Origin of the sequence: Rufibacter ruber, from assembly GCF_001647275.1 — a bacterium.
Lineage (GTDB): Bacteria > Bacteroidota > Bacteroidia > Cytophagales > Hymenobacteraceae > Nibribacter > Nibribacter ruber_C.
On the sequence record NZ_LRMM01000002.1, the window covers coordinates 1 to 20,451 of the forward strand.

Annotated in this window: 16 protein-coding genes, 1 tRNA gene and 1 pseudogene; 8 read left to right on the forward strand and 10 right to left on the reverse strand. The window is 48.5% G+C overall.

What is annotated here, in order from left to right; genetic code table 11:
- Positions 1-73: 73 nt before the first annotated feature.
- Both A8O25_RS00980 and A8O25_RS00985 read right to left on the reverse strand, forming a co-directional pair.
- Entirely contained in the window at positions 74-1,768 is a 1,695-nt protein-coding gene (locus A8O25_RS00980; protein ID WP_153042540.1) for a helix-turn-helix and ligand-binding sensor domain-containing protein, read from the reverse strand.
- On the reverse strand, positions 1,765-2,871 hold the full coding sequence (locus tag A8O25_RS00985; RefSeq protein ID WP_161947673.1) for a two-component regulator propeller domain-containing protein: 1,107 nt from the start codon (positions 2,869-2,871) through the stop codon (positions 1,765-1,767). The genes A8O25_RS00980 and A8O25_RS00985 overlap by 4 nt, the downstream gene beginning before the upstream one ends.
- 353 nt (positions 2,872-3,224) lie before the next feature.
- Here A8O25_RS00985 and A8O25_RS00990 point away from each other — a divergent pair, with 353 nt between their 5' ends.
- From A8O25_RS00990 to A8O25_RS23665, 5 genes and pseudogenes are all read left to right on the forward strand, one after another.
- Positions 3,225-6,293, forward strand: a complete 3,069-nt coding sequence (locus tag A8O25_RS00990; RefSeq protein WP_066829581.1) for a SusC/RagA family TonB-linked outer membrane protein — start codon at positions 3,225-3,227, stop codon at positions 6,291-6,293.
- Between the two features lie 11 nt (positions 6,294-6,304).
- Positions 6,305-7,828, forward strand: coding sequence for a RagB/SusD family nutrient uptake outer membrane protein (locus tag A8O25_RS00995; RefSeq protein WP_082893376.1), 1,524 nt, complete (start codon positions 6,305-6,307; stop codon positions 7,826-7,828).
- Positions 7,829-8,076: 248 nt separating this feature from the next.
- Positions 8,077-9,186 carry a family 16 glycosylhydrolase gene (locus A8O25_RS01000; protein WP_066829582.1) on the forward strand — a complete coding sequence of 370 codons (1,110 nt, stop codon included), beginning with the start codon at positions 8,077-8,079 and terminating at the stop codon, positions 9,184-9,186.
- A 246-nt stretch (positions 9,187-9,432) separates the two neighbouring features.
- Positions 9,433-10,313, forward strand: a pseudogene (locus A8O25_RS23660) (glycoside hydrolase family 3 N-terminal domain-containing protein); the annotation flags it as partial.
- Positions 10,314-10,481: 168 nt separating this feature from the next.
- A complete protein-coding gene (locus tag A8O25_RS23665; protein ID WP_241498908.1) occupies positions 10,482-11,573 on the forward strand; it encodes a glycoside hydrolase family 3 C-terminal domain-containing protein in 1,092 nt (363 codons plus the stop codon).
- Between the two features lie 98 nt (positions 11,574-11,671).
- On the opposite strand, the gene A8O25_RS01010 is transcribed toward A8O25_RS23665, so the two are convergent.
- Both A8O25_RS01010 and A8O25_RS01015 read right to left on the reverse strand, forming a co-directional pair.
- Positions 11,672-12,073 (reverse strand): hypothetical protein, encoded by a 402-nt coding sequence (locus tag A8O25_RS01010; RefSeq protein WP_066829583.1) that lies wholly within the window; start codon positions 12,071-12,073, stop codon positions 11,672-11,674.
- Positions 12,074-12,154: 81 nt separating this feature from the next.
- Complete coding sequence (locus A8O25_RS01015; protein ID WP_066829584.1) at positions 12,155-12,595, reverse strand: nuclear transport factor 2 family protein; 441 nt, start codon at positions 12,593-12,595, stop codon at positions 12,155-12,157.
- A gap of 163 nt (positions 12,596-12,758) precedes the next feature.
- On the opposite strand from A8O25_RS01015, the gene A8O25_RS01020 reads away from it, so the two are divergent.
- The gene (locus A8O25_RS01020; RefSeq protein WP_066829585.1) at positions 12,759-13,508 is read left to right on the forward strand and encodes an SIMPL domain-containing protein; all 750 of its coding nucleotides are present in this window, start codon (positions 12,759-12,761) and stop codon (positions 13,506-13,508) included.
- 55 nt (positions 13,509-13,563) lie between these two features.
- On the opposite strand, the gene A8O25_RS01025 is transcribed toward A8O25_RS01020, so the two are convergent.
- From A8O25_RS01025 to A8O25_RS01035, 3 genes are all read right to left on the reverse strand, one after another.
- The gene (locus A8O25_RS01025; protein WP_066829591.1) at positions 13,564-14,247 is read right to left on the reverse strand and encodes a hypothetical protein; all 684 of its coding nucleotides are present in this window, start codon (positions 14,245-14,247) and stop codon (positions 13,564-13,566) included.
- A 191-nt stretch (positions 14,248-14,438) separates the two neighbouring features.
- The gene (locus tag A8O25_RS01030; RefSeq protein ID WP_066829593.1) at positions 14,439-14,828 is read right to left on the reverse strand and encodes a hypothetical protein; all 390 of its coding nucleotides are present in this window, start codon (positions 14,826-14,828) and stop codon (positions 14,439-14,441) included.
- Positions 14,829-15,403: 575 nt separating this feature from the next.
- The gene (locus A8O25_RS01035) at positions 15,404-16,543 is read right to left on the reverse strand and encodes a cystathionine gamma-synthase (protein WP_066829595.1); all 1,140 of its coding nucleotides are present in this window, start codon (positions 16,541-16,543) and stop codon (positions 15,404-15,406) included.
- Positions 16,544-16,669: 126 nt separating this feature from the next.
- Here A8O25_RS01035 and A8O25_RS01040 point away from each other — a divergent pair, with 126 nt between their 5' ends.
- Together A8O25_RS01040 and A8O25_RS01045 are read left to right on the forward strand one after the other, a co-directional pair.
- The gene (locus A8O25_RS01040; protein ID WP_241498903.1) at positions 16,670-17,365 is read left to right on the forward strand and encodes a TVP38/TMEM64 family protein; all 696 of its coding nucleotides are present in this window, start codon (positions 16,670-16,672) and stop codon (positions 17,363-17,365) included.
- Positions 17,366-17,763: 398 nt separating this feature from the next.
- Positions 17,764-17,840: transfer RNA gene (locus A8O25_RS01045), tRNA-Arg, on the forward strand.
- Positions 17,841-18,008: 168 nt separating this feature from the next.
- Here A8O25_RS01045 and A8O25_RS01050 read toward each other — a convergent pair.
- From A8O25_RS01050 to A8O25_RS01060, 3 genes are all read right to left on the reverse strand, one after another.
- Positions 18,009-18,557 (reverse strand): hypothetical protein, encoded by a 549-nt coding sequence (locus tag A8O25_RS01050; RefSeq protein WP_066829600.1) that lies wholly within the window; start codon positions 18,555-18,557, stop codon positions 18,009-18,011.
- Positions 18,558-18,732: 175 nt separating this feature from the next.
- The gene (locus A8O25_RS01055) at positions 18,733-19,551 is read right to left on the reverse strand and encodes a hypothetical protein (protein WP_066829601.1); all 819 of its coding nucleotides are present in this window, start codon (positions 19,549-19,551) and stop codon (positions 18,733-18,735) included.
- 3 nt (positions 19,552-19,554) lie between these two features.
- Positions 19,555-20,409, reverse strand: a complete 855-nt coding sequence (locus A8O25_RS01060; protein WP_241498904.1) for a DUF488 domain-containing protein — start codon at positions 20,407-20,409, stop codon at positions 19,555-19,557.
- Positions 20,410-20,451: the final 42 nt, after the last annotated feature.

Consider the following 20,451-nt stretch of genomic DNA (forward strand, 5'->3'; position numbering starts at 1 on the left):
TTTCACGTTTAAAACGCTTACACAACACACAGAAAAAGGGCACATTGGTGATATCGCGGTTATGAGACAGCTTCTAGAATTTGAGCATAAAATCAGTGAGATTATCTGCCCGGTCAAGGTTCAGGCGTTTGCGCAGGCGGTAGCGGCTAATCTCTACCCCGCGCACTGAGATGTTCAGCAGCTGGGCAATGTCTTTGGTTGTGAGATTAAGCCGAAGATAAGTACTAAGTTTAATTTCCTGCGGCGTGAGGCTGGGGAACTGGTCCTGCAGGCGGTGAATGAAATCACCGTGCACGTGGTTAAAATGCACTTCAAACTGTTTCCAGTCTACCTCACTGATAATGTTCTGGTCAATGCTCCTGATGATCTTTTTCAGCTCCTCCTGCGGCGCGGCAGACCCTCCGTTTTTGAGTATGCTCTGCAGCTCCAGCTTCACGCTGTTGAGCAACTCGTTCTTGTTGATCAGGTGCAGCGTTGAATAGGTGAGCTCCCGGTTTTTATGGTCTATCTCAGCCTGTAGCTTCTCATCACGCAGACGGTCAATTTCCTGCTCACTTTGGTTTGTGATTTCCCTGATCTCCATTTCCTTTTGCCCCAACTTGCGCTCCTTGTCCAGAATCAACCGCCGCTTCTCTTTCTTAAACCTTCTGTCTACCTGAAAGAATACTGACCCCACCACCACTATTCCCAACAAAGTATAAATGGTAAAAGCGAAGGGGCTACGGTAGAAGGGAGGCTTGACGGTAAACTTGAAAGGCTTCGCCTCACTCACGGTATCATACACGTTCTTAGCCCTTACTCTAAAGATATAGGTGCCCTCTGGCAGGTTGGTGTACTCTTTTTCGGTTTTGTTGGTCCACCCGGACCAGCCTGTATCAAAGTTTTCCAGGTAATACTGGTACTGGGTTTTCTCAAATTGTTCAAAATAAGAGGCAGCGTACACAAACCTGAGTGAGTTCAACGCAAACGGAAGCTCAGTATCAGTGGCCATGTCTAACTTTCTGCCTGTCAGCAACAGAGAGTCTTCCTCAGCAGAGGTGCTTATCACATGTGCCAGGCGGGTATAATACGGGGCTAAACGTTTAGTTTTGGCAGCGTTGTAATGAATAAACCCGTCTTTGGCTCCAAATATTACATTGTTGAGGTCAAGAACTTGTATGTAGCTCAGGTCATCATTCAGTTGCTCTTTAATATTTTTAAAGAGCTTATCTTCAATACTTGGTTTCCCAAATTTGTCAAAAGTTATTTTACCTACCCTTTCATTAGATATGAAATAGATACTGCCATGAATATCCTGCTCCATCTCCACTACATGTTCCTCTGGGCCGAACAAAGCAGAATAAGCTTTATCTAGTTCAAACTTATTCTTTGCCTTGTTGAACCTGTATATCCCGCGCAGGGCTGGAAAAATCAACTCGTTGTTAATTTCTTCCATATTAATGAGTTGATCTGAGGGGAAACCGCTCTTAGAGTTATAGAATTGCACCGAGGAGATCTTCTGCAGGTCTGCATCAAATTTGATACGGAAAAGTCCTTTATAGCCGTGTGCCATCCACAGCTCCCCGTCTTTGTCAAACTCCAAGACACGTGAAGACTCCTCCAGCCCTTTAAACTGCTGCAAAAACTGTAACCCTTCTGGCGAAGAAGATAATAAGTTGATTCCAACGTAAGACCCAAAGAGGAGCTTGTCTGGTTGATTGGGGACCGCTACAAAATCCCAGGCCCCGCCTTGCGGATAGATCAACCTGGCTATGTTATTCTGGATCACAAACGCCCATTATGGTGGGCCATGAGCACTTGCCCGTTTATTTGGTTTAAATGGTAAACCTGGCCTGTACTGTTAGGTATAGGTTTGAAACTCTTTTTAGGTGTATTGAGATCTGAGACATACAAGCCACTGTTAGTACCCAGAAACAGCTGATTCCCTTGCTGCAAGGCGGCATACCCCGTTCCAGAGAGCCCTAAGGTTCTATCTAGTCTGCTAAAGGGAGAACTCAGCTCTACCATTGACAACCCGTTGTTCAATCCCAGCCAAACGTTGTCCTGGGTGTCCTGGTAAAGGGTGTGGATTGTATTATCAAGCAGACCATCCCGTACAGAGGAAGTGAGAATGACCTTGCCCCGGTTGTCCATTATAATCAACCCTTTGTTTTGCGTACCCAAAGCAAAGTTGCCGTCTCTAAGAAGAATGGCCTGGTTGATGATCATGTCTTGAAAGAACTCTTCATCTTCTACCGCAAAAGGGCGCACCTGCTGCCCATCATAGAGATATATACCTTGCCTAATGGTCAGAATCAGCAGGTGATTCTTATCAAAGGGCAAGACAGAGGCAATTTTCTTCTGAGCAAAAAAATCACCTCCGGGCAAAAGCTTCAGCTTGTTATTTTCTAATTGATAGAGGCCTTTCCCCCAGGCCTGTGTATAAATGTTTTTATTTACCTGAAAAGAAAACTCCTGCGGCAGCCTTGTACTGATTACCTGCATAGGCTTACCTGGGGTGTATTGGTAGATATACTTGACCGTAAAAAAATAGATATGGCCAGCCTGCTCATAGATGCGCCATACCTCATCAAAATTGCGGTAGTTGCCCGGGAGGCTGTCAGCCAACGAATGGTAGCTAAGCTCCCCCGCCTTATTGGGCATAAAATATCCAAAATCGCCCTGGCTGCCTATATAGACCCGCCCTTCACGCCCTACATGTACATACCTAACCTTAGTACCAGTTTTCACAGGATACAAATGCCAGGTTGCTCCGTCAAATTCAAGTAGCCCAAAGTTGTTGGCAACGTAGAGAATCTCTCTATCATCCTGCACAATTCCCCAACTCTGGATTCCTCCTTTGAACTCTTCCGGCTTAAAGTTTCTGATCACTGGGTTACCAAAGAAGTAGTGCTGTGCCTGAAGCGTAGTAGTGCAAAGCAGGCAACAGAGGGCTAAAACAGAGTAATAAAATTGTCTCTTCACTACCATCTTAAATACGACATTGCTATTTTCTATCTTAAATGTAGTGACGTATTTGATAAAAAGTGATTTTTAAGATAATTTTTTACAAAAACTTCATTTACAGCCTACCAGACGCTCTTTCACTGTCTTTGTAGTAGTACTGATGTAGTACCTCAGCAGGGCTGATGTAGTATTGATGTATTGGTTTTTTAGGAGATTGAATTAACAAATCCGTATTTGGCTCCCACAAAACCATGCACCACTTAACAAAAATTCAATCTATGAAGCAAAAACTACTCATTTTTCTACTCCTGCATTTCTGTGGAGTTGCACTTGCCCAGACTACAATTTCAGGCAGGGTGACCTCGGCTAAAGGTTCTGAGCCTTTGCCAGGTGTGAGCATAATTGTAAAGGGGACCACCGTTGGAGCATCATCAGATGTGAACGGCAATTTCCAAATACAAGCTCCTGCCAATGCCACAACGTTAGTCGTTAGCTACATTGGATTTACAAATCAGGAGATCCCTATTAACGGGCGAACCACTATCAATGTCTCTTTACAGGAAGACCAGAGAGCTTTAGAGGAAGTAGTGGTTATTGGGTACGGTACGCAACAAAAAAGCCTGGTGACCGGCGCTATTTCTTCTGTAAAAGCTGAAGAGATAGCCACCGTTTCCTCCAGCAGGATTGATCAGGCTTTGCAAGGGCGTACCGCTGGCGTGACTGTTTTACCAGCTTCTGGCTCACCTGGCAGCGGCATGCGCATTAGAGTACGGGGCACAGGATCAAACAAATCTTCAGAGCCCCTTTATATAGTAGACGGGGTGAGAACCGGCGGAATTGAGTATCTGGACCCTTCAGAAATAGCCTCAATTGAGGTTCTCAAAGATGCGGCCTCTGCCGCCATTTATGGATCTGAAGGCGCGAACGGGGTAGTCATCATTACTACCAAGACAGGCAAAACCAACTCCTCAGACATCAACTACAGCTTTCAGTATGGGGTACAGTCAGTAGGCAAGCTAATGCCTATGATGACTGCGCCACAATACCAGCAATACCTGGAAGAAGCAAAGGCAAATGGCAGACCTACGGTTGCTGATATAGCGGGCGTAGGAGAAGGCACTGACTGGTTTGATGAAGTTTTCCAAACCGCTCCACAGCAACGCCACACCATCAACTTTAGCGGAGGCACAGAAAAGTCCAGCATTCTGGTAGGCGGCAGCTATTTCACCCAGGAAGGGGTAATAGGCGGTGACAAGTCACAGTTTGAACGATATACCTTTAGAGTAAACACAGACCACAAGATTAAGTCCTGGCTCAACATTGGGGAGCGTTTTTCTTATTCAAACTTTAACAGAAGTGCGTTGGCTGAGAATGATGAGTTTGGCGGTCTGGTAACCAGCGCTCTTTCCCTAGACCCTATTACGCCCGTCATTTACACAGGTGCATTACCCGCCCACGTACAAGCTGCCATAGCTGAAGGCCACCCTTTGGTGCGGGGAGCCAACGGTAACTACTACGGCCTCTCTAATTTTATCAGGGGAGAATATGGCAACCCTTTAGCTAGGATTGCCTCTACTCATGGTAACTCTGTTCAAAATAAATTTGTTGGAAACATCTATGCTGATGTGGAGCCAATTGCAGGCTTGAAATTCACCTCACGTTTTGGTATTGATGGTGCTTTTCAAAAGGACCACGCCTGGACCCCTACTTTCTGGTACTCTAGCGAAAGTAAAAATACTGTAGCAAGTGGCTCTGACAACCAAAACAACTGGTTTACCTGGCAGTGGGAAAACTTTGCTACCTACACTAAGAACATAGGGCAGCACAACTTCACGGTATTGGCAGGTACCTCTGCCATCAAAAGCACATGGAATTTTGTTGGAGGGAGTTATGCAGGTCTGTTCAGGGAGAGTGATGATTTCTCTTATGCAGAAGGCACGCCAGATGATAATGATAAAATTGGAAGCAATACATCAGTTAGTACTTTAGGCTCTTTCTTTGGTAGAGTCTCTTATGACTACGCTGGTAAGTACCTCTTGAATGCCTCTTTCAGAAGAGATGGTTCATCTAGATTTGCAGCTGGAAAAAAATGGGGTAATTATCCTTCAGTGTCTTTAGGCTGGGTAGTTTCTAATGAAGACTTCTTTCCAGACACTAAAATCAATCACCTGAAGCTCCGCTCTAGCTGGGGACAAAATGGTTCTACATCTGCTGTAAATCCTGGCCAATGGTTTGCGGCCATTACGCCATCTGGTAAGTATTTAGATGCGGCTGGCAACTATTTAGTAGCTGCTTCACCAGATATCATCTCAAACCGCAACCTAATGTGGGAAACAAGTGAGCAGCTGGACTTTGGTTTTGATGTAGGCTTGTTCAACAACCGAGTGTCTTTTACGGTTGATTATTACAATAAAGAAACCCAAGGATTGCTAACCCCAGGTCAGGCACCAGGTTTTGCCGGCAACCCTGCGGGAGACGTCAATGGCGGAAATGTGCGGAACAGAGGGTGGGAATTTGAGTTAGCTTACCGCAGTGATGCCCAAAAGGCCTTCCAGTATGAAATTGCGGGTAACTTAACAACAGTTAAAAACGAAGTCACCTATCTCAATCCGCTTGTAAAGGAAATCCCGGGCGCAGGTATTGGTACCGGCTACAATGCAACGGTGTTTCAGGAGGGATACCCCATCTGGTACCTGCGCGGCTACAAAACAGACGGCATCTTACAAAACAAGCAGCAAGTTGATGAATATCTGGCAGGCGGCCTGAAAGGGTATGTTCCGGTACCCGGCGACCCAAGGGTGGTAGACGTAAACGGCGACAACCAAATCTCACCGGCAGATCATACAATGATAGGTAGCCCACATCCAGATATGGTATTTGGTGTTCGTGTCAACCTTGCTTATAAAGGTTTTGACCTACTTGCCTTCTTACAAGGGCAATTTGGCAATGAGATCCTGATGGGCTTTAACCGCGTTGACCGCCCTACCGCTAACAAACCGGCTTTCTTCTTTGAAGACCGCTGGACCGGAGAAGGCAGTACCCAAACCTGGTTCAGAGCAAACACTGACAATGATAAAATCTACAACAGCGATCTAATGGTTTTTGATGGCTCTTATGCACGCTTACGCCAATTACAGGTTGGCTATACATTACCAAGCACTGTAACCAGCAGATTAAAGATCAAGAATGCCAGAGTCTATGTATCGCTTGACAACTACTTCACTTTCACAGACTACCCAGGCCTGGACCCAGAGGCGGGCAGTAACAATGCCAACAGCTTAGGCATTGACCGTGGTACCTACCCTGTACCCAGATTGGCAATGTTTGGTCTAAACTTCAACTTCTAAGTAGAATCCTCATGACAAAGAATTATATAAAATACGCGCTGTTAAGTTTTGTCCTCTTAACCGGAGCTACTGGCTGTGAAGACTTTCTTGATCAACCGGTTCCAGGAAAGTTATCTGAAGAAGGGTTTTATAAAACAGACTCAGATGCGCTACAGGCCACTACCGCCATTTATGACATCATGCAGGCCCATTATAATACCGCATGGAGCAGTATTTACATGGTAAAGCTAATGCCCTCAGATGAAAGCAATGCCGCCGGCAGCGGTTCAGGTGACCAGCCGGCCTACCAAACCTTAGATGATTTCAACTTTGACAGTGAAAATGCGGCCGTAAAGGCAGCGTGGGATCTCACGTACCGTGCCGTTTTCAGAGCCAACAAAGTAGTCAAGAACGTTCCACCTGAAAATGCTTTACGCAAAAGGCTTATTGCCGAAGCTAAATTCTTAAGAGCCTTTAATTATTTTGAATTGGTAACGCTTTGGGGAGACGTACCCCTGGTGTTAGATGAGGTACCGGCGGAGCAATGGACCAGCACTCCCCGCGCCCCCAAAGCCGAAGTCTATGCTCAAATTGAGAAAGATTTACAGGAAGCCATTACCGACCTGCCCCTTAAAAGCGGTTATTCTGCCGCAGACAAGTTCAGAGCGTCTAAGGGAACGGCACAAGCCTTACTTGGGAAAGTATTCCTGTTCCAGGAAAAATGGAATGATGCCGCTACGCAGTTTGAAAATGTGATATCTTCTAAGGAATACGGTCTGGAATCTTCTGTTGGAATAGTATTCTCTAAAAAAGGTGAGTTTGGGAAAGAATCCTTATTTGAAATTTCCTTCTCCTCTATAGAGAGATACAACTGGGGCAACTTTCCCTGGGACAGTAGACCAGAAAGTAACATTCACCTCCAGTTAATGGGGCCAAGAAGTGACTTCTATGTGAAAGCCCCTTCTGATTCACTCATAGGGGGTTGGGGGTTCAACTCCCCCAAGGCAAAGCTGTACCAGGCTTTCACCGCAGCCGGTGATGTAAAAAGAAGAGAGGTGACCGTTATGTCTGAAGCTGAACTAAAAGCAAAAGGCGGCAACTGGACAAACCCTAACGCCTATGAGTATGAGGGCTATTTTCAGCGTAAGTACGGCACCTATTTATCCCAAACGTCAACCACAGATGGTGATGCCGCCGAACTTAACTATGGTACCAACTGGCGTATGATACGGTATGCAGACGTTTTATTAATGGCGGCAGAAGCATACTACCGCGCGGGAAATGCGGGCAAGGCGCAGGAATATCTAAATGACGTAAGGGAGAGATCTGAGTTGCCTGAAATATTCCCTACTGGTACTGATCTTTTCAACGCCATTGTGAGAGAAAGATATCTGGAGCTTGCCTTTGAAGGCTTCCGCTATCAGGACTTGGTACGTTGGGGACTGGCTACCCAAGAACTTGGACCCTTAGGGTATCAAGCCAACAAGCACAACCTGTTACCTATTCCTGGGGCAGACATCAGAATAGCTGGTTTATCACAAAACCCTGGCTATTGATACTACTAAAGCAGTTTCTGCAGGAGCAGCGGGTAACGCTACTGCTCCTGCAGAAACTGCTTTTTCTAAGACAAACAACATTGAAACAACAGGCAGAAGGCTAAGCAGGTAGAAGTCTCTACTAACTGAAACCCACAGGTGTAGGCATATTAAGGATGAAGCATTCCTAACTCAACCAACTACGGGGAATGAGGCCTTCAGTAAGACAAGCGTTCACCTCCCGCCTGGTACTTCAAAACTAAAATAAAATGAAATTTAAACGTTACGTGGCGTTTTGCCTGGGGCTTGCCATGTCCAGTGGGGTGGCCGTGGCCCAGACGCCGCGCTTCAATGAACTGGTATGGGCAGATGAGTTCAACGGGAAAGGAACCTTGGATGCAACTAAATGGACCTATGACCTGGGCAGTAAGAACAACGGCTGGGGAAATCAGGAACTGCAGCATTACACCAATGCCCCTGAGAACGTACGGCAGGAGAATGGCCATCTGGTGATTGAAGCGCTTAAAAAAGACGGGAAATGGACCTCCGCCCGCGTGAAAACCCAGGGGAAATACGGTTTTACATACGGCCGGGCTGAATTTAGAGCCAAACTCCCAACGGGGGTAGGCACGTGGCCCGCCCTCTGGTTGCTGGGGGAGAGCATTACCACCAAAGGCTGGCCAGCCTGCGGCGAAATTGACGTGATGGAACATGTGGGGAGACAACTGGGGCGGGTACAATCTGTCCTGCACACCCCAGCCAGCCACGGCAATACGGTCAATTTAGACGCCACCATGGTACCAGATGCCACTTCGGCTTTTCACCTGTATGCCATGGAATGGACCGAGCAGGACATCAAGTTTTACGTAGATGACAAGCTTTTCTACACCTATGCACCAGCGGTTCAAGATGCGAGCACCTGGCCTTTCAAGGATGACTTCTTCCTCATCATCAATCTGGCCATTGGCGGAAACCTGGGCAGCGAAGCGTCTCTGGAAACCGACGGCAAGAAAAACGGAGTAGATCCGGCCCTGACCAGAGCCAGATATGAAGTAGACTACGTACGGGTGTACCAGAACTTTAAAGAGTTATCTCTTTCTGGGCCTTCTCAGCTCAACCCTATGTCAAAGAAGGCCACCTTCACCGCCAGTAAAGTGACAGATGCTTCTTATAAATGGGTTCTTCCGGCTGGCGCAACCATAGTGAAAGGGCAAGGCACGCCTGAAATACAGGTAAACTGGGGAAAAGCCTCGGGACCCGTACGGGTGCAGATGACCTTGAATGGCCAAACGTACCAAAAGACCTTACACGTAAAAGCCTCAAAACAAGCGGCGGGTAGTTCCTCTGTCCCTAAAAACGTTGGCTCTTCCACCAAGTAAACCTGTTTAGAATCTCCAGATTCCCCACCTCAAATTATTTCATTCACTTAAGCTGAGACAAAGAAACTTACCCTCCGCACGGCGGTGTGGGCGGGAATGTACAGCCTCACAACTAACTCTTTCCCTATGAAAAGGACTGCAATCCCTCTCCTTTTGCTTCTAAGTTATCTTGTCCCCTTTACCTCCTTCGGGCAGAAGAACCAGAAGGTACCTACTGAAAAGCGCATAGAAGACCTTTTGGCCAAGATGACGCTGGAAGAAAAAGTAGGACAGCTCAACTTTGTGGTAGGCGACCTCTTTAACACCGGCCCCACCGTGCGCACCTCAGAATCTGACCGGTTCAATGAGGCCATCAGGAAAGGTTCCATCACGGGCATCTTTAACATTCACGGCGCTGACTATATTGGTAAACTGCAAAAAATTGCCGTAAAGGAGTCCCGACTGGGAATTCCCTTACTCATTGGGGCTGATATCATTCACGGCTTTAAAACAGTGTTCCCTATTCCGCTGGGCGAATCTGCCAGCTGGGACCTGGCTGCCATTGAGATGGGTTCACGCGTAGCCGCCATTGAATCAACCGCGGGGGGGATTAACCTCACCTTTGCGCCCATGGTAGACATTGCCCGTGATTCGCGCTGGGGCCGCACCGCCGAAGGCGCCGGGGAAGACCCGTATCTGGGTTCTCTCATTGCCGCCGCCCGCGTAAAAGGCTTTCAGGGCAAAGACCTGTCTGACCCGCGCACCATGGCGGCCTGCGTGAAACATTTTGTGGCATACGGCGCCGCCGAAGCCGGGCGTGATTACAACACCACAGACATGTCTGAGTACCTGCTGCGCGATGTGTACCTTCCGCCGTTCAAGGCGCCTTAGACGCCGGTTCTGCCACCTTGATGTCTGCCTTCAATGAGTTGAATGGCATTCCGGCCACGGGCAATATGTTTACCATGCAGCAGATTCTGCGCAAGGAATGGGGCTTTCAAGGCGCAGTGATCTCAGACTGGCAGAACATCACCGAAATGGTGAACCACGGCTACTCCAAAGACCATGCCCAAGCCGCCGAGCAGGCCCTGAAAGCCGGCACCGATGTAGACATGATGGGTGAAGCCTACCTGAAATTCATCCCTGAACTGGTGCGCAGCGGTAAGTTTGACGAGAAAATCCTGAATGAATCAGTGCGCCGCGTGCTGTGGCTCAAGTTCAAACTGGGCCTGTTTGACAACCCGTACCTGTACTCCAGCACCAAACGGGAGAAAAATGAGATACGCAGCAAAGAGAATCTGGCCGCTGCCTTTGACATGGCCCGCAAATCAATTGTGCTGCTCAAGAACCAGGGCAACGTGCTACCGCTCACCGCTAATGTGAAGAAGATTGCGGTGATTGGTCCGCTGGCCAACAACAAAGCCGACATGAACGGTACCTGGTCATTCTTCGGGGAGGAGCAGCACCCGGTCACGTTCCTGGAAGGAATCAGGAAGTACGCCAAAGGCGCTGAGGTGACGTATGCCCAGGGCTGTGAACTCTACAGCAACTCCACCTCCCTCTTCCAGGAGGCCGTAGCCGCCGCCCGTAACGCAGATGTGGTGATTATGGCCATAGGCGAAAGTGCCGTGATGAACGGGGAAGGCGCCTCGCGCGCTGACATTGGCCTCCCTGGCGTGCAGCTGGACCTGGTGAAGGAAATCCATAAAACCGGCAAGCCGATAGTGGCACTTGTGAGCAGCGGCCGCGCGTTGGAACTGAGCTGGCTGGACCAGAACATTCCGGCCATTCTGGCCACCTGGTCCCTGGGTTCAGAAGCCGGAAACGCAGCGGCCAGCGTATTATACGGCGAGTACAACCCGGCCGGCAAACTGCCGCTTTCTTTCCCGCGCCACGTGGGGCAGCTGCCGCTGTATTACAACTACAAGAACACCGGCCGTATGTATGAGAGTGACCACTCTGAACCCGGCAGCGAGCGCGTGTACAAATCCCGCTACCGCGATGTGCCCAACACGCCGCTCTACCCCTTTGGGTACGGCTTGAGCTACACCAATTTCAGCTACGGCAAACCCAGGTTGAACAAAAGCAGCATCTCAGGCAATGAACCTTTGGTGGTGAGCGTAGACGTGACCAATGCCGGGAAGGTAGCCGGCGAAGAGGTGGTGCAGCTGTACATCCAGGACCTGGTGGGCAGCACCGCCCGCCCCGTGAAACAGCTCAAGAAGTTCCAGAAACTGGCCTTCGCCCCCGGTGAAACCAAAACCATCACCTTCACCCTCACCAAAGAAGACCTCTCCTTCTGGCGCCAGGACATGACATTTGGCACTGAGCCCGGTGATTTCAAAGTAATGGTGGGCGGAAATTCACGGGATGTGCAGACGTTGCCGTTTACCTTGGCCGCCCTGTAACTACAATTTCCTGTTTTGGGGCTGTTTTCCTGAAAACAAGCCAAAAACGCCAGCTGCACTAGCTGCGTTTTTGTTTTCTATACCTTGATTCTCCCCTTTTAAATCACGCGCTGTGGTTTCTTGTTAGATAGAGCTGAAAAAATGAACCCGATAAAAAGTAGTTGGCCTAGCAAAAACAAGAGGGTCAGTACAGGAAAGACGTTCTCTAAGGCATGAGAAATATCAATTGGCACATGCAGATAAAGAAGCAAAGGGAGTGTTAGAAAACAGTGCAGGAAAACATTCCTATAAGACAAGAGCTTCCCTTTTCTCTCTAAAAAATAATAGGTGCCCGCTAAAACCAACAGCCAGAAGTGCGCAAAAACACTTACTAAAGCGTACGGCGGAAGAATGACCGTATGCCAACCTGGAATCACTGAAACCGCAATGTCCTCAGAAAAGACCAACCTGATAAGTAGGAAAAAGAACAGGTTGAGGTAAATAAGATAGGTTCTCCGCATACAGGTTAGGTTGCTGGCAGGTTAGACATTGTGTTTTCGGCCTGTTTTCTGGAAAACAGGCCAGAAACAGAAAGAACGCCGTTATATTTTATACGCCTGCCGGGCCAGCAGTTTCCAATGTCCGCCTTGCTTCTGCCACACCAGCAGCACGCCCAGTTTCACCGTGCCCGGGTTTCCGCTGTCATTGGTGGTGGCGGAGAGCTGGTGCCGCACAATGGCTGTCTTGCCAGAAACCTGAATGGTCTGGTTGGTCAGTTCAACGGTTACAAAATCTGATTTCCCGCTGGCCAGGGTCTCCACGAAGGTGGTTTTGTCCTCAATTTTACCGCTGGAGTGGCCGTAGCTCAGTTTATCGGTCACCAAGGCCTCCAGCGCGGCCCTTTCCCCAGAAATAAGGGCGGCTTTGAACTGATCTACGGCGGCGGCTACTTTGTTCTCTTGCTGGGTTCGCTTTGACTGTGCCCGGGCGGGCAGCAGAAACACCAAAAAACAGATAACCCATAAAGAAAGGAACCTTTTCATACACGCTTAAATTTAAAGCCACCCCGGCAGCGGACTTCAAGATAATCATTCTTCGGCTATCGCCGAAAGCAGCACATACTAAAGTTGCCAAAAAGAGAGTTAACTTCAATAAGAATTCTTCTATATAGCATTTCAATAACGTACACCTGTTATCTTATTCACTATGAATGTCTTCTCTTCTACGTTCTCCCGCTTAAAAATGAAGTTGGCGGTCCTGTATTTGCTGGCAATCCCCCTCTTAACTGCGTGCAACCCGCCGGCGGCCGTTGAGAAAAAACAGGTGAAAGTGCTGGGGCACGGTAGCGTCACTTCTTACCCAGATTATGCCGAGATCTCAGTGGAGTCTTCGTTCACCAAAGACCGCATGAAAGACGCTGTGAAAGAAGTGCTGGTGGTGACCAATGAGGTGATGGCGCTGGCCAAGAAATTCACCAACGCGCCAGAAGACGTTAGGGTGAGCAGCATTTCTGCGAACAAAGACTATGAGTATGCCAACGGGAAGCAGAAGTTTCTGGGGTATAACTCGGCCCAGTCTATCACAGTTAAAATCTCTGACCTCAAGAAGCTGGAGGCGTTTATGGAGGAGCTGCTCACCCTCAGAATCAACCGTATCCAGAACATCAGCTATTCGCACACTAAAGCAGACAGCCTGCGCCGCGAAGCCAGTGCGCTGGCCCTGGCAGATGCCACCAAGGCCGCCGACCAGCTCTGCCAGGCCAGCAACGCCAAAAGAGGTGCGGTGCTGGAGGTAGCCAATTACCGTACCCTGGAGACCGAAGACCGCGAGGTGTACGCGCAGCAGGAAGTGAACATGGGTTTGTACGGCAAGGGGTTTGGCGGCGAAGGCTTTAAAATCACCCTTGAACTGCTCAGATTCAAGGGCACCTGCCACGTGGTCTTTGAAATAGAGTAATTTATTTCTGTTTTGGGGCTGTTTTCTGAAAAACAGCCCCAAAACAGAAATCCTGCTACCACGCCACCGGCGGCTCGGCATCTGGGTTCCAGACCCGCCGGGCCAGCTCATTCAAGGCCAGGCGGGCGTGCCGGAAACCGTCAGCGAGTTGATGGTACACCTGGGCCAGTTCCAGCTGGTAGGCCAGTTTGTGGTGGGCGGCGGTTTTGAAGCTGGTGCGGCCTATGTCTTCATAGAAAGAGAAATCTGGTGCGCCGCGCTGCTGCCGCCGTTCAACCCAGGCATGGAACATGCCAGACAGGAACAAGGCGTAGTTGCCTATGTGAACACGTATCAAAAACGCTTCGGCGGCCGAGGCGGTGGCCAGCGCCTCCAGCATCTCTACAATATAATTGAACTGGTGCGGCAGTTTCTCATGGGGGGATTGCAGTTGCCGGGTTTTGGAGAACTTCAGGAGCAAAGCGCCAATATAATCGGCCAGTTCGCGGTCTTCAATGCCCTGGCGCCTGAGCACGGTACGGGCTAAGATGTAGAAATACAGCTGCTGCGACACCTGCACCTGCCCTTCACGGGAGAGAAGCGCCCGGGTGAGGGCGTCATTGTCCAGCATCTCGTCGCGGCACTCGGGGTCGCTGAGCAGTTCTATGAGAGAGATACGGCTGCCCTGGCGGGATAAGACCCGCGCCACAAAATCAAAATCGGTGGCGGTGAATTGGGCACGGCAGTTGGCTAATACCATGGTTCCTACTCCTTTCCAAGTTCGTAGTTTAAACGTACAGATTGAATTTTTACCACCCTGAAAACCACAGATGGCTGCATGCTTAAGAACGTAATGGTATTTTAGAAGGTTGTACCGCAGGCATTGCTTCCCGCCTGGTTACAAGGGCCGTGCGTTTTCGGCCTGTTTTCTGGAAAACAGGCGAAAACGGGTTAGGCTTCCTGCCCGTTGCTGAACTGGTCAATCATGTCTTGCAGCACGTCTTTGCCGTAGCCAATCTGGTTGGCGTAGTGCAGGCACAGGTTGTACTCCCGCCTGGCCATGTGCCCGTCCTGCATCATCATCTGCACCAGCGTCTGCAGTTCCAGGGTTTTCTGCAGCCCCTCTTCCGGGATGGTGAAGGTGAGGTTGGTCACGTTGTCGCCAATGGCGCGGGTGTCTTCCTCTGACAGGTTGAGCTGCTGGCCAATGGTGACCAGGAAGTCGCTCTCCTCCTCTTCAATATTTCTATCGGCTATGGCCACCAGCACCAGGTTCTGGAAGAAGGCCAGCTTTTTCTCTTTGGTATCAAATACGTCGTCAAATGATTTTCCGGTTGCCATGTGGTTTGGGGTTTGGTAAGTTCTCTCTCTTACTGGAATCTGGGGGGAAGGTTTTAATGCTTCTTCTATTCTGTGGCAGCCCTCTCCCTATTACAAATGCCGATACTCCCCCTGTGAAGGGGGCGAAGGGGGATGTTGACACCGGCTGTTCACGCATTGCTGATACACACCTCCTCGGAGGGGTGGGTCTCACGCATAGCTGAACTCCCCGCGACTCCCCGTCGAGTCTGGAGACTCGACCCATCGTTTGGCACGAGACTTCAGTCTCGCGCCAGTTCCAGTATTCAACCATCTGCAACACCGCCCGCTCATAAAGACCTCGTAGCGTCCGGAGGACCTGCGAGCGTCTGCGCCAACAGCTACCCCAACCCTGAAAATCCTGCTTCTCATAACTTGAGCCACCCTCATCCTACCCTTCTCCCAGCGGGAGAAGGAACATGGCAGTTTGCGTTTTTTTTCGCGTTTGGCCAAAACAGCCCGAAAACGCAAAAGAGCCTGCCCGGCTTCACAACCAGACAGGCTCATTTTGTATCAAGGTGAATCTATTTACTCCTTCACACCATCACTCATTGAAACTAACCTATCGCCTGCTCCAGGTCTGCAATGAGGTCTTCCACGTCTTCAATACCAACACTCAACCGAATCAGGGAATCTGACAAGCCGCCTTTGAGGCGCTCTACCTGCGGAATGCTGGCGTGGGTCATGGTGGCGGGGTGGCCGCAGAGCGATTCTACGCCGCCCAGAGATTCGGCCAGGGCGAAATAATGGAGTTTCTCCAGTACCTGTATGGCGTCTTCCTGCTTGTCGCCTTTCAAGACAAACGAAATCATGCCCCCGAAGTCGCGCATCTGGTCTTTGGCAATCTGGTGGTTGGGGTGGCTCTCAAAGCCGGGCCAGAAGACTTTCTCTACTTTGGGGTGCTGTTTCAGGTATTCGGCAATTTTGCGGCCGTTCTCACAGTGGCGCTGCATGCGCACGTGCAGGGTTTTCAGGCCGCGTAATACCAAAAAGCAGTCCTGCGGACCGGGGGTTCCGCCGCAGGCGTTCTGTAAAAAGGCCAGCTTCTCAGCCAGCGCGTCTTCTTTCACCACAATTGCGCCCATCACCACGTCTGAGTGACCGGCCATGTACTTGGTGAGCGAGTGCATGACAATGTCAGCGCCCAAGTCCAACGGGGTCTGTAGGTACGGCGTGCTGAAGGTGTTGTCTACCACCAGCGTGAGGTTGTGCTTTTTGCAGATGTCGGCGGCGCCTTTGATGTCAATAATGTTCAACAGCGGATTGGTAGGCGTTTCTACCCACACCATTTTGGTATTCTCCGTTACATACTGCTCAATACTGCTGATATCGGCCATAGACACAAACGTGAACTTGATGCCGTAGTCCTGGAACACCTTGGTAAAGATGCGGTAGGTGCCGCCGTACAGGTCGTTGGTGGAGATGACCTCGTCGCCGGGTTTCAGCATCTTGATGATGCAGTCGGTAGCGGCCATGCCCGAGGCGAAGCAAAGCCCGTGTTTGCCGTTCTCCAGGGCGGCAATGGCGTTTTGCAGGGCCGTGCGGGTGGGGTTGTGCGTGCGGCTGTACTCGTAGCCGTTGTGGTCGCCGGGCGAACGCTGTACGTAAGTGCTGGTCTGGTAAATGGGGGTCATGATGGCACCGGTGGTTGGGTCTGGCGCCACGCCCGCGTGTATAGTTTTAGTTCCGAATTTCATCCTTTCTTATACGGTAGTCTTGGCGCAAGTTAGAGAAATTACCGTTCCTTTTGCAAGGCCGCCCGCCGCAGCCTTTGTGCCCGTTTAGCCGTACTTTGGGAAAAACACCCGATATTGGGCCTGCCTATGTGGAAGAAACTCCTGCAACAGAACTCCGGAACGCTCATTTACTCTCTGCTGCTGGTGGTGGTGCCGGTGGTGGTGAGCTCGGGCCTGGGGTTCTTGCTCTACCGCAACCAGGAGCTCATGCACTCCCTCACCCCCGAGCAGATGCTGCTCTACTACCTGCTCATCTCGCTCACCATGGCCTTCGCGCTCACGCCTACCACGTTTGTGGCCTTGGCTACGGGCTTCTTCGTGGGTTGGGAAGGTTTTCCGGGCGTGGTCATCGCCTACGGCGCGGCTTCTTTGATTGGTTACCAGATGGCCCGGCTCATTGACCAGGGCAAGCTGGAACGCCTGCTGCACCAGTTCCCCAAGGCCGAGGGAATCCGGGACGAGCTCCGGAGCCAGAGCTGGAGCCTGATTATCCTGACCCGTATATCGCCGGTGCTGCCCTTCGCGTTCATGACCTTTGTGCTGTCTCTGGTGCGGGTACCCCGAATGCGGTTTCTGGTGGCCAGCATGGTGGGCATGCTGCCGCGCACGCTGTTCTTTTTCTGGGTGGGCACGCAGGCCCAGGATTTGCTGGCGCTGCTGCAAAACCCCAACGCAGGCACCAGCGGAAAACTCCTGATGGGCGGGCTGGTGGTGATTTCCTTCGGGGGGCTGTACGTGCTGCTGAACCGGGCGTTTAAAAAGGCGCTGGCGAAGTCTGCTTAGGCATTCATCTTTGCTTTTCCGTTTGGGTCAGGGTCCTTCCGCTTGGTCTTTTGGGCCAACTCCCCCCCTTTTGCCCTTCTGGAAGAATCCAGGGGGGCGAACTAGAAAAGCAGCTCCGTTTACTACGCGGTTTGTCTTCAAGCTCTTATCTCCGTTTCTGGGCTGTTTTCGTGAAAGTAGGCCCAAAACAGCGGGGGCTTATGGTCGCTAGCGCTCCGATGCAGGGTGTGAAGGAAATGCTTTCAAGTGATTAGCCGGCGTGGTCGCATAGGGAGGCGAGCCCCAAACCTTCTGATTTACAGCGGTTGTGCCACAACTTTCAGAATTTTCTTAAAAATCTTTGCCCCAATACTTGCGTATAAAGGAGAAAGCTGCTACTTTTGCATCACTAAATAACTGGTCACGTAGCTCAACTGGATAGAGCATCTGACTACGAATCAGAAGGTTTGGGGTTCGACTCCCTACGCGACCACCATTTTACAATAAAAACCGCTAATTCTCAATGAGTTAGCGGTTTTTTTATTCCTATTCACCACGAAAATTCACCACATTATATCTTTAATCACCAAATACAGGGCAAATTTTACAATCTTTAACTTTTTGTAAAGTGCCATTATTGGGTTGAATAAGCTAATGTGCTCAATTAATAAAACGCTTGGTTTCTTTTACAATCAGTACAGAGATGTTTCAGAGTTCGGTCAACATTAGAACCTTTCCCCTTTGCATCCTTCATAAAGCATTTTGAATCTTTGGAAGAGCAATGATCAATCGCCAACATATGCCCCACCTCATGTAAAACAACTTTGTCAAACCTTTTTTTACAATCATTCATACGGAAGTAAGACACCACAGACTGATCACCACCAAGCTTACCAAGCCCCATAATACCCCAGTGCTTTGAACCATCTTCTGTTTCAATATCTTTATTTGTTAATGAAATAATTTTATAATTCTTACCAGCAGAACCGGCAATGTTTTTTCCTTTCAGATGATTGAGTAGAGACTTAGCCACATACCTTTTTCTTACTTCACAAAATGCACCCTTTGGCAGGTTAGTTTTATCTATTATCTCAACATTTAGCCTGTAGAAACTTTCTATTTCATGTTTAGCAGCCATTGCCGCTTTTTCTGAGACATTACCCATTGTAGTAAGGTAGATTACTTTCTCCCGTTTATCTACTAAGTCTAACATTGAAGACACCCAGATTGGTCTATAAAAGAAAAAACCGACTATACATACTAGAATCACTAACGCTAATATTGTTCTCTTCAAGATGTATTACTTTGTATTTAAGATCAGGCAGCTGACTAATTATCGAATAATATTCAAGACAGCAGGTTACTACTTCAATTTCTAATCTTTTGAATTAATCGAAAAAGCTTAGTTGTTTTACATGGCTTGGATGGAATGTCCCAATTATGACGAAGGGATTGTGGGATACATAGTGGTGGATTTGGGTAGTACCCAAGAATAGGTGCAAGTCCTTCGTATTTGCAAAATTGTCCATATACTTTTTACGAACATCTTCTATTGCTCTTGCTTCATTCCCTTCGTGCCGTGCCAAGCAATTCCAGTATAGTTGACCAATTTCCCAATCCTCTATCATCAGGGTGCTCTCCTTACCCGCATCATCAACAAACCGGTAAGAGAATTTATAGGGTAACTTCCGGACTACTTCTTTCTTGCCGGAAGATGTAACTTCAAAGAGGTTCAATTGCTGTAACCTAGCTAACTTTTCTCGGCTCCACTCACGATCAACGTCATCAACCTTGAAATCAAGAACTTTGGTTGGCTTAAATACGGCAAGGGATGTACAGATTCCTTTATCCTTTGATTCGGCTATCAAATCTGTTAGATTGTAATACACTTTGTTCAAAGCATATTTTCTGCGCTCTTTCCAAACACCACCATCCGGCTCTATTTTCCCCAATATCTTTATTTCGGTCTCATGAGAAACAGGTCTGTAACTTTCAGGTCTGAAATCACTCTCATTTTTAACCAGGTCTATTTCTATCCACTGGTATTTCTGATACTGTTGCTCATAGTTCTTTTGACGGAACTGGATCGGGAAAATTCTTATCCAGGTTCCATCTTCTCGGAAACCGGCAGTACAAACTAATTCATCATACTTGCTTGAAATAGCAGGATATGTTTTAACCGTTATCAAGACTTTAGTTTTAGCCATTTATCAAATGTGTTTGATTTCCAATGGAAAATCAGGTAGTCTTGCTACTGCCTCTGCCAGAGGCTTCCGGTGACATTGGCATATATCAGCTTCAAAGCAAGTCAATCCGACTCTTTTAAATTCTATAACTAAATTTAATATTTTTTCTTGACTTAATACACTTTCCATTAAATTTTTGCTTTTGTATTCGGCAAATAATTTATCGTAGTCTGCTTGGGTATTTAAATCCTGCCTTTGGTTTGAATCAATACCTACTTCTGGTATATGGACATACTTGATACCCAAACTCCCGCAGTAATTACCCAATTGAGTTTTAGAGAACCCAAACTTCTGGCTCAATGGATTTTTGCGCACATCAACTAAAACCGCCACATCATTTTTTATAAGCTTATTTAGGTACTCTTCCAAAGAAATGCCTTCGTATCCAATGGTAAAAAGGGCAGTGGTATTGTTGGTCGGTTTGGCGTCAGAAACACGGCATGCTTCTTCCTGAGAGAGTATTTCGGTTATTATCTCACTGTTTATAGCGAAGTAAGGATAATTTATGTAGGTATGCTTTATGAGAGCCTGACTCCCCATCTTCCCATATAAAGCTTTGACTTCAAGCAGTAATTTCTTATCACTTTCCTTCAACTGATTATAGTATTCAACTTTGTCATTCTTTACTAATGTTGCTCCATCTTCCGCAAGCATCCCTTTCCTTATCATCGCCACTAAGTCAGCCTGGACAGAAAATGAAAAACAGCCGAATTTATAAGGAATGAAATCATATTCCTTTTTCAACTGCTTCTGAGTCAATAAGAATAATAGCTTTTGTAACCTTGTCTTTTCTAAACTTCCCTCAAATAATTGAAGCAATGCAAAAATCAGTTTCCTTCTATAGAACATTGAGCAAAGTTA

Excerpts from the sequence above, each read along its gene's own strand:
- A8O25_RS00990 (WP_066829581.1), top strand. The coding sequence starts at position 3,225 with ATGAAGCAAAAACTACTCATTTTTCTACTCCTGCATTTCTGTGGAGTT.
- A8O25_RS00995 (WP_082893376.1), top strand. The coding sequence starts at position 6,305 with ATGACAAAGAATTATATAAAATACGCGCTGTTAAGTTTTGTCCTCTTA.
- A8O25_RS01000 (WP_066829582.1), top strand. The coding sequence starts at position 8,077 with ATGAAATTTAAACGTTACGTGGCGTTTTGCCTGGGGCTTGCCATGTCC.
- A8O25_RS23665 (WP_241498908.1), top strand. The coding sequence starts at position 10,482 with ATGGCCCGCAAATCAATTGTGCTGCTCAAGAACCAGGGCAACGTGCTA.
- A8O25_RS01010 (WP_066829583.1), bottom strand. The coding sequence starts at position 12,073 with ATGCGGAGAACCTATCTTATTTACCTCAACCTGTTCTTTTTCCTACTT.
- A8O25_RS01015 (WP_066829584.1), bottom strand. The coding sequence starts at position 12,595 with ATGAAAAGGTTCCTTTCTTTATGGGTTATCTGTTTTTTGGTGTTTCTG.
- A8O25_RS01020 (WP_066829585.1), top strand. The coding sequence starts at position 12,759 with ATGAATGTCTTCTCTTCTACGTTCTCCCGCTTAAAAATGAAGTTGGCG.
- A8O25_RS01025 (WP_066829591.1), bottom strand. The coding sequence starts at position 14,247 with ATGGTATTAGCCAACTGCCGTGCCCAATTCACCGCCACCGATTTTGAT.
- A8O25_RS01030 (WP_066829593.1), bottom strand. The coding sequence starts at position 14,828 with ATGGCAACCGGAAAATCATTTGACGACGTATTTGATACCAAAGAGAAA.
- A8O25_RS01035 (WP_066829595.1), bottom strand. The coding sequence starts at position 16,543 with ATGAAATTCGGAACTAAAACTATACACGCGGGCGTGGCGCCAGACCCA.
- A8O25_RS01040 (WP_241498903.1), top strand. The coding sequence starts at position 16,670 with ATGTGGAAGAAACTCCTGCAACAGAACTCCGGAACGCTCATTTACTCT.
- A8O25_RS01050 (WP_066829600.1), bottom strand. The coding sequence starts at position 18,557 with ATGTTAGACTTAGTAGATAAACGGGAGAAAGTAATCTACCTTACTACA.
- A8O25_RS01055 (WP_066829601.1), bottom strand. The coding sequence starts at position 19,551 with ATGGCTAAAACTAAAGTCTTGATAACGGTTAAAACATATCCTGCTATT.